Source organism: Salipaludibacillus neizhouensis, from assembly GCF_002886185.1.
Lineage (GTDB): Bacteria > Bacillota > Bacilli > Bacillales > Salisediminibacteriaceae > Salipaludibacillus > Salipaludibacillus neizhouensis.
The window spans coordinates 2,660,805-2,676,680 of record NZ_KZ614146.1 but is presented as its reverse complement, the minus strand read 5'-3'; the positions used below and the strand labels follow the sequence as shown (position 1 = coordinate 2,676,680).

Below are 15,876 nucleotides of genomic sequence, written 5' to 3'. Positions count from 1 at the left end.
GTAGCACCTACACGCACTACGTAGGTGCTACTCGGGGGTGGCGAAAGATAACGATGTATTTAACAAAAGTCGCTTTGCGTTTTTCTTATTTCGTGGAGTATAATACTTTGAAGTGGAGGTGAAAGATCGTTGAAAAAGAAAATCATGTCTATTTTATTCTTTATAGTTTCGTTATTCACAGTAGGATTAGCTGTATATTTTGTAATAATACTATTCGGTAATTATGCCATAGATGAAAAAGATTTAGTGTTAAATGAGTCAACAAAAATAGTTGATCGAGATGGAAATGAGATTACTAGACTGTTTGTTGAGAACCGTGAAATTGTAGATCTTGAGGACATCCCGAATCATGTAAAAGATGCTTTTATTTCGATTGAAGATCACCGCTTTTATGAGCATACTGGTATAGATATTCGTGCGATTGCCCGCGCATTATACCGGGACGTTATTACGCAATCAAAAGCAGAGGGCGCGAGCACAATTACTCAACAATTGGCAAAAAATGCGTTTTTAACAAATGAGAAATCCTGGTTAAGAAAAACAAAGGAAGTTCTGATTGCGGTTAATTTGGAACAAAGATATTCAAAGGACGACATTTTGGAAATGTATTTAAACCGAATATATTTTGGTCATGGAGCCCATGGAGTTCAAGCGGCTTCCAAGCTATATTTTGATAAGGATGTAAAAGACATTTCTATTGAAGAAGGTGCCCTTTTAGCATCGTTAATCAAAGCACCAAGTCACTATTCTCCTTTTTTGGATCCTGAAAGAAGCAAGGAGCGTAGGGATTTAGTGTTGCGAACGATGGAACTGAGAGGGAAGTTATCAGCGGAAGAAACTGTTAGGTTGCAAGGAAAAACGATTCCTACAGATCAAACGAAGATCACGGAAAATCAGGCTTATTTATCTTATATAGATATGGTTTTGCAGGAAGCTGAGGAAGACCACCAAATTAGTGAAGCAGAAATACTGAAAGGTGGGTACACAATAGTCGTTGAAATGGATAAAGTGGCGCAAGAAGTGCTTTACGAACAATTCCAAAAGGATGAAACGTTTCCTGGTTCGAATGTCCAGGGAAGTATGGTTTTACTAGATAATGACACAGGAGCAGTTATTGCTGTGCAAGGGGGTCGGGATTATGTTCGAAAAGGGTTTAATCGGGCCGATCAAGCTCTTCGTGCTCCTGGATCGGTTTTCAAACCAATAGCGGTTTATGCACCAGCAATGGAAGAAGGACTTTTTAATCCGTACTCACTTCTAAAGGATGAGCAAATAAATTTTGATGGGTATGAGCCTCAAAATATTAGTGGACAATACACAGGAGAAATAACATTGTACGATGCTATAAAAGATTCAGTTAATCTACCCGCTGTTTGGGCGTTGGACCAATTGGGGATTGGTATCTCAAAATCATATTTAGAAAAACAACATCTTTTGTTGGATGACGATGGATTAGGAATGGCATTGGGAGGTTTGGACCAAGGAGTTTCACCATTGACAATAGCCTCCTTGTATAGGACTTTAGCAAATAATGGCGTATACTCTGAACCTTATTTAATTGATAAAATTTATGATAGAAATGATGAAATGGTGGCCGAAGTGGTTATCGAAGAAGCAGAAGTTTACTCTCCTAAAACAGCCTGGGATATGACACGTATGTTGGAAGCAGTAATCCAAGAAGGCACAGGAACTTCGGGTCAATTTAATGGGGCTCTAGCGGGGAAGACTGGAACGACTTCTCTTGAATCTGTAGAAGGTGCATCACGAGATATATGGTTTGCAGGGTATACACCAGACGTCTCAGGTGCTATTTGGATGGGGCTCGATACTGATGATGAAGAAAACTATATGACCGCATCCAGCGATGTTACTACAATCGCATTTAAAACTGTACTGCAGGAAATGTACCCTGATTCCTCTGAAACAAATCTAGCTTTTGAGGTACCGGATGGGGTAGAGGATTTAGAAGGTCCGATCCAATTTGTTGATATTGATGATTTATCTGCAAATTTAAAAATTGGATTTACGGGTGGCCGGGTAGAGCTGTCGTGGTCTTCCAGTCAGGATGATCGCTTGCATTACCGGATTTATGAAGTAGTTGGGAATGATCGTAAACTTATAGATGAAGTTGTTGGAGAAAGTGATTATACCGTAAAAGGAGCAGGCGTTTTTTCTTCTTCCTCCTATGTAGTGGTACCTTTTAATCCACAGATCGACAGAGAAGGTGAAGCATCTAATCAAGCAGACGCAGAATTCCAATTATTTTCACGAGACAGCGCTTCTTAATAAAAGGGCGTATAGCGTTGCCCGCGGAAAGCCATTTATCACTAGATAATTCGAATAGCACCTAGGAAGGAATTTGATAGGTGCTATTGGGGGCGGCAGAAGCTAACGTTGCTTTTAATAAAAAACGCTACGCGTTTTTCTTGCCAAAAAGTATAAGTTGACAGCTATCTTTACGCCACACGCATCAAGGGAAGTTCGCCCTCCTTTCGAGTAGCACCTACACGCACTACATAGGTGCTACTCGGGGTGGCTTTAAAGATCACGCTGTATTTAATAAAAGACGGCTACTCGATTTGTAGACAGAAGGCAACTACCTTCAGCCGCACGTAACAAGGAAGATCACCTTGCTACTTAAAAGATGGCGGCAGAAGCTAACGTTGCTTTTAATAAAAAACGCTACGCGTTTTTCTTATAAAATGTGATCAGATTGTGAACGTAATTTTTTCAAAATAGTGACATGGATCCTCAATTATTGTATTGTCCATTATAATTTAAGTATAATGTTACATAGTGAGAAAGTAATGGCAAGATAGAAAATCAAACATAATTTTAGACATGGGGTGTAAAGGTTGACGATGGAATTTAATGATCAGTTTTTAAAAGCATGCAGGCAAGAGCAAACGAGCCATGTGCCAGTATGGTATATGAGACAGGCGGGAAGATCCCAGCCGGAATATAGAGAAATAAAGAAAAAGTATAGTTTAGAAGAGATTACTCATCGTCCTGAAACGTGCGCGTACGTAACGAAATTACCAGTTGACCAATATAATAACGATGCTGCGATTTTATATAAGGATATTATGACTCCTTTACCGGCTATTGGCGTAGATGTAAAAATAGAAAAAGGCATTGGTCCAGTCATTTCAAACCCTTTCAGTTCGCTGAAAGATGTACAAAGATTAGGACAGCTTGAACCGGAAAAAGATGTTGATTTTGTACTTGAAACAATTAAATTGCTTAGAACACAATTGAATGTACCCCTAATTAGCTTTAGTGGCGCTCCTTTTACATTGGCGAGCTACATGATTGAAGGCGGACCATCTAAAAATTACAATAAAACGAAAGCAATGATGTACTCACAGTCTGAAACATGGAATCTATTAATGGACAAACTTGGAGATGCGGTAATTAGGTATGTAAAAGCGCAAATTAATGCTGGTGCACAAGCGATTCAAATATTTGATTCATGGGTTGGAGCCTTAAACCAGCAAGATTATCGAACTTATGTGAAGCCGATAATGACGAAAATATTTACTGAATTAAGAGGAGAAGGTGTTCCCCTAATTATGTTTGGTGTAGGTGCCAGACATCTTTCTCTAGATTGGCACGATCTTCCGTTAGATGTTGTGGGCCTTGACTGGCGATATCCAATTAACGAAGCAAGAGCTGATGGTATTACAAAAACAGTGCAAGGTAATTTGGATCCTTCTGTGTTATTGGCTCCCTGGAATGTTATTGAAGAGAAAACAAAAGAAATTTTGGACCAAGGCATGAAGCAGCCAGGGTATATTTTTAATCTTGGACACGGTGTATTCCCTGAAGTAGACCCTGCAACTTTGAAAAGGCTGACTGCTTTTGTTCACGAATATTCAACAGAAAAGTTACTACAAATTAATCGTTGAGGATGATAAAAATTGAAAAAAACAATTGGTTTATTAGTAATGGCTTATGGTACACCAAGAAATATGGGCGAAATTGAATCGTATTACACCCATATTCGCAGAGGGAGAAAACCATCACAAGAACAATTAGATGATTTGACAGAAAGATATGAAGCAATTGGGGGAATTTCACCGTTAGCTAGAATTACAGACGAACAAATGAACAAGTTGGAAGCAGAGCTCAATAAAAGATACGATGACCTTGAATTCAAGGCTTATCAAGGTTTAAAGCACATCGATCCCTTTATTGAAGATGCGGTTCACCAAATGAAGAAAGATGGGATTGAGGAAGCGGTTAGTATTGTGCTGGCACCTCACTATTCAACGTTTAGTGTGAAGTCTTATAACGGTCGTGCAAAGGAAGAATCTGAATTAATCGGAGGTCCTTCTATTACTAGTGTTGAAAGCTGGTATGATGAGTCGGCTTTTATTAATTATTGGGCGGATCAAATTCTACAGACAAGAGAAACAATGACGGAAAAAGAGCGCAGCAATCATGTAGTTATCTTTTCAGCGCATAGTTTACCTGAAAAAATACTGCAGAACGGAGATCCGTACCCAGACCAACTGAAAGAAACAGCTGCTTTGATTGCTGAAAAAGCAGGAGTGAAGGAATATGAAATTGGCTGGCAAAGTGAAGGGAACACTCCTGATCCTTGGATTGGACCAGATGTGCAGGACTTAACGAGAGAATTACACGAAAAACATAATTATGAGGCGTATATGTATTGCCCTGTTGGATTTGTTGCTGACCACCTGGAAGTATTATTTGATAACGATTATGAATGTAAGGTTGTTACTGACGAGGTTGGTGCAGGATACTACCGGCCGGAAATGCCAAATTCAAAACCTGAATTTATCGATGCTTTAGCTTCCGTTATCCAGAAAACGTTCAAGGTTAAGAATAATGTCTAAGCAACGAATTGCAATTATTGGCGGTGGGATAACAGGTCTTGCCGCTGCATTTTACTTAGAAAAAGAAATCAAGCAAGGTAACATTGATGCTGAATATGCTCTCTACGAAGGAAGCGGGAGGCTAGGAGGCAGAATTCAGACTGATTATCAAGATGGTTTTGTTATCGAGAAAGGTCCGGATTCCTTTTTGGCTAGAAAAACAAGTATGTCCGAATTTGCAAAAGATGTAAACATGAATGAGGATTTAGTGGATAACCATTCTGGTTCATTTATTTTACATCATCATACATTACACCCTATGCCAGAAGGTGCAGTGATGGGAATTCCAACAAAAATCATGCCATTTGCTAAAACGAAATTATTTTCTCCTATGGGAAAGGCTAGGGCAGCATGTGATTTGGTATTGCCTAAAACAAATAATGGCCAAGGTGATGAGTCACTAGGGCATTTTTTTCGTAAAAGATTAGGTAATGAAGTAGTGGATCATTTAATTGAACCTCTATTATCCGGAATCTATGCAGGCAATATTGATCAATTAAGTTTGCAAGCAACTTTTCCTCAATTTCAGCAAATGGAAAACAAGTATCGTAGTTTAATTATTGGAATGAAAACACAGCGAGCGCAAAATCAAACTAAAACAGCTCGCCCTAAAAATGAAAAAGGTAGTAAACCAAAAGGAATGTTTTTAACCTTTCTAGGAGGTTTGCAATCGTTTGTAGATCGGATTGAGGAAAGATTGGACAGTGGCAGTGTTCATAAAAATAAAGCATTACTTGAAGTGAATAAATTAGAAGATAAATACGAACTGCTGTTTCAAGATGGTACGAAGGATACAGTAGATCGAATTATCCTCACTACTCCTCATCAACAAGCTTTTAAGCTTTTTGAGCAGGAAAAGTTCATGAAGTACCTTGGAGACATCCCTTCAACTTCCGTGGCAACCGTAGCTTTGGCCTACCCTAAAGAAGCAATAAAAAAAGATATTGATGGAACTGGTTTTGTAGTTTCAAAAAAGTCAGGTTATACGATTACTGCCTGCACTTGGACTCACAAGAAGTGGGTACATTCTGCACCTGAAGGTTACGCATTGTTAAGAGCGTATGTTGGTAGGGCTGGAGATGACAGTATTGTTAATATGACAGATGAGGAAATTTTAGGAAAAGTCAAAGAGGACTTAGACCATATTATGAAAATTGAAGGAGATCCCTTATTCTATCGTATTAAACGATGGAAAGAGGCAATGCCGCAGTATGAGGTAGGTCATTTAGAACAACTTCAAAAAGTCAGACAAGGTTTAAGTGAAGCCTATCCAGGCATTGACCTGGTGGGTGCCAGTTATAACGGTATTGGCCTGCCTGATTGTGTGGATCAGGGTAAAGCCGCTGTTAAACGTCTTGTAACTTCATAAGACATAAGAAAGCAGTCTCTTCAAATATACTTGAAGAGACTGCTTTCTACTATTATTCTTAGTTTAGCTATGCTTTTTTACGTTCGATTTCTCCAGCTAATGCATAAAGGGCGATGAAGGAAGCGAAATGAGAACTAAAGTCGTTTCCATCTTGTTGAGGATATACTTCTACAAAATCCATGCCAACAACACCTAATTTGCAAACTTCGTGGACAATACTTAACAACTCATGAGAATTTAGACCATTACCGTCGACTGGGCCGCCTGGATTAAAAGCATGATCCAATACATCACTACAAATACTCAAGTAAACGACATCCGTATTATTAGATGCTATGTCATAGGCTTTTCTAGCGATATCTCTAATATGATCTGATTGTCTAATATCTTCGATCGTAAGAGTAGTAGCCCCCATTTTTTGAGCAAGCCTTCCATTTTCAGGCTTATTTCGTGGACCGTGAATACCTAAGTGTACGAGTGATTCATTCACAACACCTTCTGTCTCGTACAATCTTGCAAAAGGGGCACCGCGGCCATATGGATCTCCATTCGAATGTTCATTATTATCATAATGTGCATCCAGATGAATAATCCCGACTTTTTTATTGGATTCTTCTATAAGGCCTTTAACAATTGGATATGTAATTCCGTGATCACCCCCAAATGCAATGGGAAATTTTCCAGTACTCCAAATATCCTTAGAGAAAGCTTGAATTTTTTTCATCGTATCCTCTGGTTCAGCAGGTGTAACAGGGACGTCTCCTTTGTCGCCGATAGAGAGATGTTCAAATACATCAAGATGATTCAATTCAGGTAAATAACCACTGTATCTTCCTGAGCATAACCGAATTACTTTAGGTCCCAGTTCACAGCCAGTATAATCCCCCCAAGTTACAGCACCTTCCCAAGGCACACCATATACAGTTACATCTACTTCACTTTCTTTTTCCGGAAAGGCTACTAAGTTCTCCCCTCCTAAAAAACAAGGTGTATTTCCATAAATGAATGAAGACATGAAAAATTCCTCCTTTTGTAAAATATCTATTTATAAGTTCCCTTAATCCCCAAATGATAAACGAACTAGACAAAAAATTCAAAAATTATATTTAGTTTGATTTGTCGAAACCTTCCTCAGGTATGAATTATATAGCGGAAAAAAGATAAATTTGATAATAAACGTCGATAATGAACATATTTTTAAAAACTTTGTCAAAAAGTTATTTAACTTTTCTAAGTATACTGATTTATACTAATTAATGGGGGCAGAAATAAAAAGGAGCAAATTAAATGAATACAATAGTTGAACTGGAAATTGTGAATCATTTACGAAAAAATAAAAATGACATAGTTAATGAAATGATGCTGTTGTTTCATAACATCCCGATGACGAGCACCCAAGAGTTAGATTTACATAATGAAATTTCTAGTTTATTAAAAACATTCATCTTTAAGATTACAACAGATAAAATGCTGAACTACTCAGGATTCGGCAGAAAAGTAGAGGAATTCCGAATCGAAATAAATTTAAGCGTTGCGAATATTTTGGATGTTTTTGAAGACTGCCGGTTAATCGTGGAGCATAGGATTTCAGATGCTCCAAGTAATGTTGAGGGGAAATCATTTGCATTAGCAAAATTAAATGAATTTTTTTTAGAAATACAAAAGGAGACATATTTACACACAATTAAAGAAAAAAATATTGAATTAAACTCTAAAAATATAGAATTAATGGAATTAAGGAAAGATAGAATGAAGATTCTTTCGCAAATTTCCACTAGTTTTGCTCATGAAATACGTAATCCGCTTACGTCTATTAAAGGGTTTATTCAACTTCTTGAGAAACGAGTGGATACTCCGGAACTGGAAAAGAGATACTTCGAATATATTTATCGTGAGATGCAAGAATTAGAACGGGAAGTAAATCAAATATTATTATTGTCAAATGAAAAAAATCATCAAGATGTTATAAATACTCACATTTCATTAAGTGACTTACTTAACGAAGCAATTCATTCTTTTCGACCAATTTTAATGCAAAACAAAATTAAGATGGAAATTAATTTCACTTCTAATCTAATGGTTTTAGGAATAGAAGAGCAAATAAAACTGATATTACTTAAGTTATTACAAAATGCTAATGATGCACTAATATTAAAAGAAAAAGATCGTAAACTAGCCATAAGCCTTATGGAAAAATCTAATACGTTAATTATTACGATTTCAAACAATGGTCCCCCGATCCCCAGTGTGATAAGACATTCTATATTTGAGCCATTTGTAGGGACAAAGGAAATGGGAAAAGGACTTGGGCTAACTGTTTCTAAGCAACTTATGAAGAAGCATCAAGGAACGATTGAATACCATTCAGAAGGGAAATGGACAGCATTTAAATTAAGATTCCCAAAGCAATAACTATTTTATAAATAGTGTTAATTATGTTCGTTTATAGGCTCAAATGTGATATGATAAAAGTTATGGTTAAATGTTCTGAGGAGTGTTTATATGGCGACAGAATGGAATGTCTTAAATCTTTTACGTCATTCACGTCACGATTGGTTAAATCACCTGCAACTAATAAATGGATATTTATCAATGGGACGAGTTGATAAAGTAGAAAAACTGGTGGAAGACATAGTCAATAAAGCAAAGAATGAAAGTCATATATCCCACTTGAAGATGGATAAAGTTGCGGAAAAACTACTGACATTTAATTGGGGAGATCACTCGTTCCGGATTAGTTTTGAAGTCATAACCAATGAAAGTGATTGGTCTCAAGTAGAAGATACCGTGTATCCCTTTTTGGAGATGTTATTTCAATTATTAGATACCTATGCAGCATTCCTGTAGTGCGTTAATTTCGACTTTGAAAAAAATAGAGCCCCTCAGTAAGATAAGAGTATAGATACCAAACTAAAACTCAAATCTAAGGAGGAGCTCTTATATGAAGTTTAAAATGCAAGACAAACAAAATCAACTAATTGAAAGAATTTCTGATAAACATCTTGTTGTTGGTGTGGATATAGCACAGCATGTACATGTTGCACGAGCTGTAAATTTCCGTGGTATTGTCGTCGGTGATCCTCTCACTTTTGAAAATAACGAGAAAGGTTTCGCTAGATTAATGGAATGGATTTGTCATTTAAAACTTTCAAAAGGATTAAATACTGAAATAGTTGGGATGGAACCTACCGGACATTACTGGTTGAACCTATCTAAATGGTTATATGATCAAGATATTGATGTAGTAACCGTTAATCCTCACCATGTGAAAAGAAATAAAGAAAATCGTGATAATACCCAATCTAAAAGCGATAAAAAAGATGCCCTTGTGATTGCAGATATGATCAAGAATGGGTATTACTCCTTTATCCGGCCCACTTCTGAAGCTTTTGAAAAGCTTCGAGTGCTAATGGCTAACCGAGATGTAATCGTTAAACGCCTCACCAGTTCTATTAACCAAATAAATCGTTGGGTAGATATTGTCTTCCCTGAACTTCGAGAAGTATTTAAAGATGTAAAAGGAAAAGGGGCAATCGCAACACTTCGGTTATTTCCTACACCTTCAGAACTATGTTCCATGAAAGCACAGGATATAGTGAAAGGTTGGAAAACAGTGATGAAACGTCACGCAGGACTTAAAAAAGCACAATCGTTAATTGACTTAGCAAAAAATTCTGTAGGCAGTAAACAAGCACACGAAGCCTATAAGCTTCATTTAGAACATTTACTTGAAGAATTCGATTTAGCAAAAGTCCAACTCGAAAGAGTAGAAAAAGAAGTCACTTCCGTACTTGATCAAATTACTTTCGCTAAAAAAATAATTGCCATTGAAGGAATTAGTGAAATTTCATTGGCGGGTATTTTAGGAGAAGCTGGTGATTTAAGTGGCTTCGCGCATGGTAATTCTCTATTACGACATGCGGGACTACATCTGGCAGAAGCAAGCTCGGGTAAATGGAAAGGACAAATTGTCGTTTCAAAACGTGGGAGATCTCGACTAAGGCGATTTTTATTTTTAACGACATTAAGCCTTGTGAGCAATAACTCTGATTTCAAGCAGATTCATTTTAATAATGTTAAAGTCAAAAAGATGAAAAAAATGAAATCTATCATGAAACTCGTGGGGAAATTAGCAAGAATATTGGTGGCAATATCTAAAAATCATGAATCATATTGTTCTCAGAAAGTACAACCATTAGCACCTATAGCAGCTTAATTCTAATCGTAAACTAAGTAAGGCTTTAAAGTAATTAAAAGTAGTTTAATAATTCTTGAATGTTGGCTTATTCGTAGGATTACAGAGAAAGCGCGGAGTACTGGATACCGTTGTACCTAAGGGCACTGACCCGTTTGCGCAGCAAAACCGGCCTCCACCCCTTGGATAGGCATGACGAAGGAATGAAAGGGCAAATGACCCGTTGAGACATGGGAGGGATAGCCTCCAGGGGCGGCGTGGAGATGCGTGCAGTATATTATGGAAATAAATGGAGCTACTATTGACTCCTCTATTCCCGCATGCCTTCATGTAGCCTTTATTATCAAAACTCATTCCATTCATCCGTCATTGTTCTTAGAAGTGGTCTGAAATCCTGCGAATAAGCGAGCATTTGTGAGTAAATAGAATCTAACTGAGGGAGTATATGGTGAAGATCATCATGCGATGATTATGATCAGTGATATTGAATCTAAAACAATTGAAGTTGACTTTCAAGGGACTTTAACATTTACTAAGGATATGGAAAAAAGAGTTAGACGGATTGAGAAGGAATTTGAACACAATATTGAACAAATAGAATGGAATGAATCTGAGTGCTATGTTAATTTTTTTCCAGAAGGCATAGTAAGGAAACGGTCTCACCATACGAGTGAGAATGGTTCTAGTATCAGATAAGAGGTGAAGGATATGTTTGTAGATAAAGTAAAGATATTTGTAAAAGCGGGTGACGGTGGTAACGGTACAGTTGCATATCGTCGAGAAAAATTTATACCTGATGGTGGTCCAGCCGGTGGCGACGGTGGTAAAGGTGCTGATGTTGTTTTTGAAGTGGATGAGGGATTACGTACATTAATGGACTTTCGCTATCAGCGTCATTTCAAGGCTAATCGTGGAGAAAACGGCAGACCTAAAAACCAGCATGGGAAAAGTATGGATCCTATGGTAGTTCGAGTTCCACCTGGTACAACAGTCACAGATGAAAAAACAGGTAAGATAGTGGCAGATTTAACGGAACATGAGCAACGAGCAATTATTGTACGGGCTGGACGCGGAGGCAGAGGTAATTCTCGGTTCGCAACACCATCTAACCCTGCACCAGAGATTGCTGAAAATGGTGCACCTGGGCAAGAGAAGGATTTGGTGCTGGAATTAAAAGTATTAGCGGATGCTGGTTTAGTGGGTTTTCCAAGTGTAGGGAAATCAACGCTTCTTTCTATCGTTTCAGCAGCCCGACCTAAAATCGGGGATTACCATTTTACTACTTTAGTTCCTAATCTAGGCGTAGTAGAGACAGAAGACCACCGTAGTTTTGTTATGGCGGATTTGCCTGGCCTAATTGAAGGTGCTCATTCTGGAGTAGGTCTTGGTCACCAATTTTTACGGCATATAGAAAGAACAAGAGTAATTGTTCACGTTATTGATATGAGTGGAATAGAAGGACGAGATCCTTTTGAAGACTATAAAACGATAAATTTAGAACTTAGTGAGTACAATCTAAGGCTTACAGAAAGACCCCAAATTGTCGTGGCAAATAAGATGGATTTACCTGGTGCTGAGGACAATTTGGAGTTGTTTAGAGAGCAGGTTGGTGAGGACGTTGAGATTCATTCGATTTCTGCAGCTACCAAACAAGGGCTGTCCGGTTTGCTAATGAGTATTGTAGACAAAGTGGAATCAACACCAGAATTTCCTCTTTATGAAGAAGAAGAATTGGAACAACGTGTTGTTTATAAATATACCCAACAAGATGCTCCATTTAATCTTACAAAAGATCATGATGGCGGATTTACGATCGAAGGGCACGAAATCGAAGTCATATTTAAAATGACTGATTTTAATCGTCATGATTCTGTCCAGAGATTTGCTAGAAAAATGCGCCATATGGGTATTGACCAAGGATTACGTGATTTAGGAGCCAAGGACGGAGATATCGTTCGAATCTTGGATCATGAATTCGAGTTTATTGAGTAAATAAATGTACGATGAGGAGTCGAAGAGATTTATGAAGCAAGCGTGAGTTTGCTTTTTCTCCTTCGACTTTTTTTAATAGATAGGAAAGGGTATGTTGACAGTTCTCTTAACGCCAGTATCAAGGGAACCCCTTAATGGATGTTGTCTAGAGATCAAGCTGTCGTTAATTAAAATTGCTACGCGTTTTTCTTATGATGAAATTTAAGTGAATGGTATTTATACATATAATTATTAATTACGTTTAATTAATTTCATCAATAGAAATAGTATTGTCAACTACGGAGACGACCATTATAATGATGAAATAGGTTTCATATTTTAGGTGGTGAGGGATTTGCGCAAGCGTACAGACCAATTTTACTTGGTGAGGGAAGACATGCTGCCAGAAGCAATGCTGAAAACAGTAGAAGCTAAAAAGCTGCTAGAAAGTGGTAAATCATATAAAATTAATGAAGTCGTACAACAAGTGGATTTGAGCAGAAGTGCCTTTTATAAATACAAGGATGGTATTTTCCCTTTCCATACAATGATAAAGGAAAAAATTATTACCCTCTCCATCCATTTAGAAGATCAATCCGGGGCACTAAGTAAGCTTCTGTCTTTAGTGGCTGCAACAGGTGCAAACGTACTTACAATTAACCAAACAATTCCTTTACAAGGGAGAGCAACGATTACTATGACAATTGAAACTGCTGCAATGCACGCAGATGTCACGGTTCTTTTAAAAAAAATTGAAACTCTTGAATCAGTAGTAAGGGTAGAACTCATAGGTTCAGGTGCATAAGGGAGTGAAAGTATGATGGAGAAAGTCGGATTTTTAGGACCTAAGGGTTCTTTTACAGAGGCAGCCGCCAAAGCTTTAGTACCTAGCAACGAGCGAGTGCCATTTCGTTCTATTCCAGATACGATGGATGCAGTTAGTGAGGGGAAAGTAGACCACGCGATGGTTCCAATGGAGAATGCTATTGAGGGATCAGTTAATATTACGCTAGACTACTTCATTCATCATCAACGAATGAATATGGCTGCTGAAATTGTTGCACCAATAGAACAACATTTGTTGGTAAGTAATCAAAATTTAACTTCTTGGGATGAAGTTAAAAAAGTATATTCCCATCCCCAAGCAATTGCGCAGTGTCACCAATTTTTGCGCAAATATTTACCTGAGGCGGAAATTTCCTATGTGAATTCAACCGCAGCAGCAGCTAAATATATTCAAGAAAATCCAGATGAAAGTGCAGCTGCAATTGCTAATAACATAGCTGCAGATGCCTATGGTCTGAAAATTGCCCAACGAAAAATAAATGATTATGAAAATAATCGCACACGTTTCTTGCTATTAACAAAGGGAGATAAGCCATTTAGCAATAAGTTGATTTCTGAAGAAACAACATATAAAACCTCTATGATGATCTCACTTCCTTCTGATTTTTCTGGTGCTTTACATCAAGTTCTTTCTGCGTTCTCTTGGAGGAAAATGAATTTGACAAAAATAGAATCCCGCCCTACCAAAACGGGATTGGGAAATTATTTTTTTATCATTGATGTTGCTATGAAAAGAGATAACGTTCTAATACCATCAGTTTGTGAAGAATTAGAAGCACTAGGCTGTGGAGTACAAGTGTTAGGTAGTTATCCTTGTTTTTCTTGGGAAGAGCTTCAAAATATTGGAGAAAAAGTTGTTGAAACTAAATCAACGTAAAAGATTCTAAAAAAACTGTGAGAAGGGTTAAAGCCCTCCTCACAGTTTTTTTATTTATATTATATATATATTAGGTTTCCTTTAAAGTAGGCTGTGGCATTTTTAAGTAAGTAGTGCATATATATTGAAAGTGAGTTTGTCTTTTTAGATTAAGCAGTGACCAATCGCCCAATTGTGCATAGGATAGAGTGATATCGTATTGGAGGGATAATAAATGAAAATTCATATTACTCAAAAAGGGGATACGCTTTGGAATATATCCAAAAAGTACGGTGTACCCTTTGAGAGTGTTAAGTCAGCAAATAAACAATTAGCAAATCCTGATCTAATTATGCCAGGGATGAAAATAAACATCCCGAATAACAAAGCTCCGACAGCAAACAATAAAATAATTGCTAAAGAGGCACCAGTTGCAAATAAGCCGCCTGTGAAAGAACAACCAAAACCGAAGAAAGAAGAAATTAAAAAAGAAGTTAAAAAAGAAGTTAAAAAACCAATGCCACCTAAACCTGCACCAGCAAAACCGAAGCCAGCACCAGTACAAAAGCAACCATCTTATGAAATAAACAAAACGAACATGAATGTGAACGTTTATAATAAACACGCTTATAAACCAATTTCTGCACCTCCGCCAACACCGAAGCCAAAAGAAAAAGCAAAAGCAAAGGCTAAAGTATCACCTACTATGCCGGTGAAACCTAAACCAATCGCCAAAGAAAATAAATTTGTACCGTCTAATGAAATTACTAAAACAAAACCACTAGAGGCTAAAATAAAGATACCTCAGGTTAAACCGGTAAAGGCAACACTTCAACCGACAATGAAGAAGCAAGCAAAGCCAATGATGCAGCAACCTATGCATAAAGGTTACCAAATGGGACCAGTGATGGAAGGATGTATACCACCTGCATATCTTTGCCAAGATTGCGGTAGCAGCATGCCACAACAACAATATAATTCTTATATGGCACATCCGCCTCATCAAATGGAAGCAATGTATCAGCAGCCGAATAATCAATTAATGGGAATGCAGCATGTACCGCAACAAGCAAATAACCAAGTAATGGGAATGCAATATTTGCCCCAGCAACCGAATAATCAAGTGATGGGGATGCAACATCTTCCACAGCAACCGAATAATCAGATGATGGGGATGCAGCAAATGCCACCCGAGCAGCAGAATAATCAGATGATGGGGATGCAGCATCTGCCATCCGAGCAACCGAATAATCAATTAATGGGAATGGAGCAAATGCCACCCCAGCGGTCAAATAATCAAATAATGGGGATGGAGTATCTCCCGCAGCAATCGAAACAACACCATAATCTTTCTGAGCAGTACAATCATGCAAGTGGCCAAACAACGAATAATCAAGTAAATAATGGGTTATTGAGTATGCAGAATGCACCACAGCATCCATATGATTATGGAGTGGAGCCTGATCTTGCTAATCAACACTATACCAGAGAAAAAGACACGAAAGAATCGGAGAATAAAGCTAAAGATATTAGTTATGGTGACCTTTCGGCTTTTAAAGAGGGGAAAACACCACGGAAAAATAATGAGCGTAAACTAAATAATCCGGGACCCTTTTATGGACCTGGGACCTCTTTAGCAAAAGGAAGTAATTAACAGAAGGTACCATTTTTATATACTAAGCAGTTGTCGTACTTATTAATTTAATTTCCTAGAACTTACAGGATGATCTTATCCAAA

13 protein-coding genes are annotated in these 15,876 nt (G+C 37.7%); 12 read left to right on the top strand and 1 reads right to left on the bottom strand.

The annotated features are described in order from the left end of the window. Nucleotides 1-129 precede the first annotated feature (129 nt). From CEF18_RS12695 to hemY, 4 genes are all read left to right on the top strand, one after another. Nucleotides 130-2,286, top strand: coding sequence for a transglycosylase domain-containing protein (locus CEF18_RS12695; protein ID WP_310793552.1), 2,157 nt, complete (start codon nucleotides 130-132; stop codon nucleotides 2,284-2,286). Between the two features lie 575 nt (nucleotides 2,287-2,861). After that, complete coding sequence (gene hemE / locus CEF18_RS12690; protein ID WP_110937686.1) at nucleotides 2,862-3,908, top strand: uroporphyrinogen decarboxylase; 1,047 nt, start codon at nucleotides 2,862-2,864, stop codon at nucleotides 3,906-3,908. A gap of 12 nt (nucleotides 3,909-3,920) precedes the next feature. Further along, complete coding sequence (hemH, locus tag CEF18_RS12685; protein WP_110936818.1) at nucleotides 3,921-4,862, top strand: ferrochelatase; 942 nt, start codon at nucleotides 3,921-3,923, stop codon at nucleotides 4,860-4,862. Further along, nucleotides 4,855-6,270, top strand: coding sequence for a protoporphyrinogen oxidase (gene hemY / locus CEF18_RS12680; protein ID WP_110936817.1), 1,416 nt, complete (start codon nucleotides 4,855-4,857; stop codon nucleotides 6,268-6,270). Before hemH ends, hemY begins: the two co-directional genes overlap by 8 nt. A gap of 67 nt (nucleotides 6,271-6,337) precedes the next feature. Here the strand turns inward: hemY and CEF18_RS12675 are convergent, their stop codons facing one another. Further along, entirely contained in the window at nucleotides 6,338-7,285 is a 948-nt protein-coding gene (locus tag CEF18_RS12675) for an agmatinase family protein (protein WP_110936816.1), read from the bottom strand. A 272-nt stretch (nucleotides 7,286-7,557) separates the two neighbouring features. Here CEF18_RS12675 and CEF18_RS12670 point away from each other — a divergent pair, with 272 nt between their 5' ends. The 8 genes from CEF18_RS12670 to safA all read left to right on the top strand — a co-directional run bounded on the left by CEF18_RS12670 (nucleotide 7,558) and on the right by safA (nucleotide 15,792). After that, nucleotides 7,558-8,682: a sensor histidine kinase gene (locus tag CEF18_RS12670; RefSeq protein WP_110936815.1), complete on the top strand. Its 1,125-nt coding sequence runs from the start codon at nucleotides 7,558-7,560 to the stop codon at nucleotides 8,680-8,682. A gap of 90 nt (nucleotides 8,683-8,772) precedes the next feature. Further along, complete coding sequence (locus CEF18_RS12665; protein WP_110936814.1) at nucleotides 8,773-9,117, top strand: Spo0B domain-containing protein; 345 nt, start codon at nucleotides 8,773-8,775, stop codon at nucleotides 9,115-9,117. Between the two features lie 94 nt (nucleotides 9,118-9,211). Next, nucleotides 9,212-10,486, top strand: coding sequence for an IS110 family RNA-guided transposase (locus CEF18_RS12660; protein ID WP_110934896.1), 1,275 nt, complete (start codon nucleotides 9,212-9,214; stop codon nucleotides 10,484-10,486). Nucleotides 10,487-10,930: 444 nt separating this feature from the next. Then, complete coding sequence (locus CEF18_RS12655) at nucleotides 10,931-11,161, top strand: hypothetical protein (RefSeq protein WP_110936813.1); 231 nt, start codon at nucleotides 10,931-10,933, stop codon at nucleotides 11,159-11,161. 12 nt (nucleotides 11,162-11,173) lie between these two features. Beyond that, nucleotides 11,174-12,457 (top strand): GTPase ObgE, encoded by a 1,284-nt coding sequence (obgE, locus tag CEF18_RS12650; protein ID WP_110936812.1) that lies wholly within the window; start codon nucleotides 11,174-11,176, stop codon nucleotides 12,455-12,457. 334 nt (nucleotides 12,458-12,791) lie between these two features. Continuing rightward, nucleotides 12,792-13,241, top strand: a complete 450-nt coding sequence (locus CEF18_RS12645) for an ACT domain-containing protein (RefSeq protein WP_110936811.1) — start codon at nucleotides 12,792-12,794, stop codon at nucleotides 13,239-13,241. Between the two features lie 15 nt (nucleotides 13,242-13,256). Continuing rightward, complete coding sequence (gene pheA / locus CEF18_RS12640; RefSeq protein ID WP_110937685.1) at nucleotides 13,257-14,159, top strand: prephenate dehydratase; 903 nt, start codon at nucleotides 13,257-13,259, stop codon at nucleotides 14,157-14,159. A 214-nt stretch (nucleotides 14,160-14,373) separates the two neighbouring features. Beyond that, complete coding sequence (gene safA / locus CEF18_RS12635) at nucleotides 14,374-15,792, top strand: SafA/ExsA family spore coat assembly protein (protein WP_110936810.1); 1,419 nt, start codon at nucleotides 14,374-14,376, stop codon at nucleotides 15,790-15,792. Nucleotides 15,793-15,876: the final 84 nt, after the last annotated feature.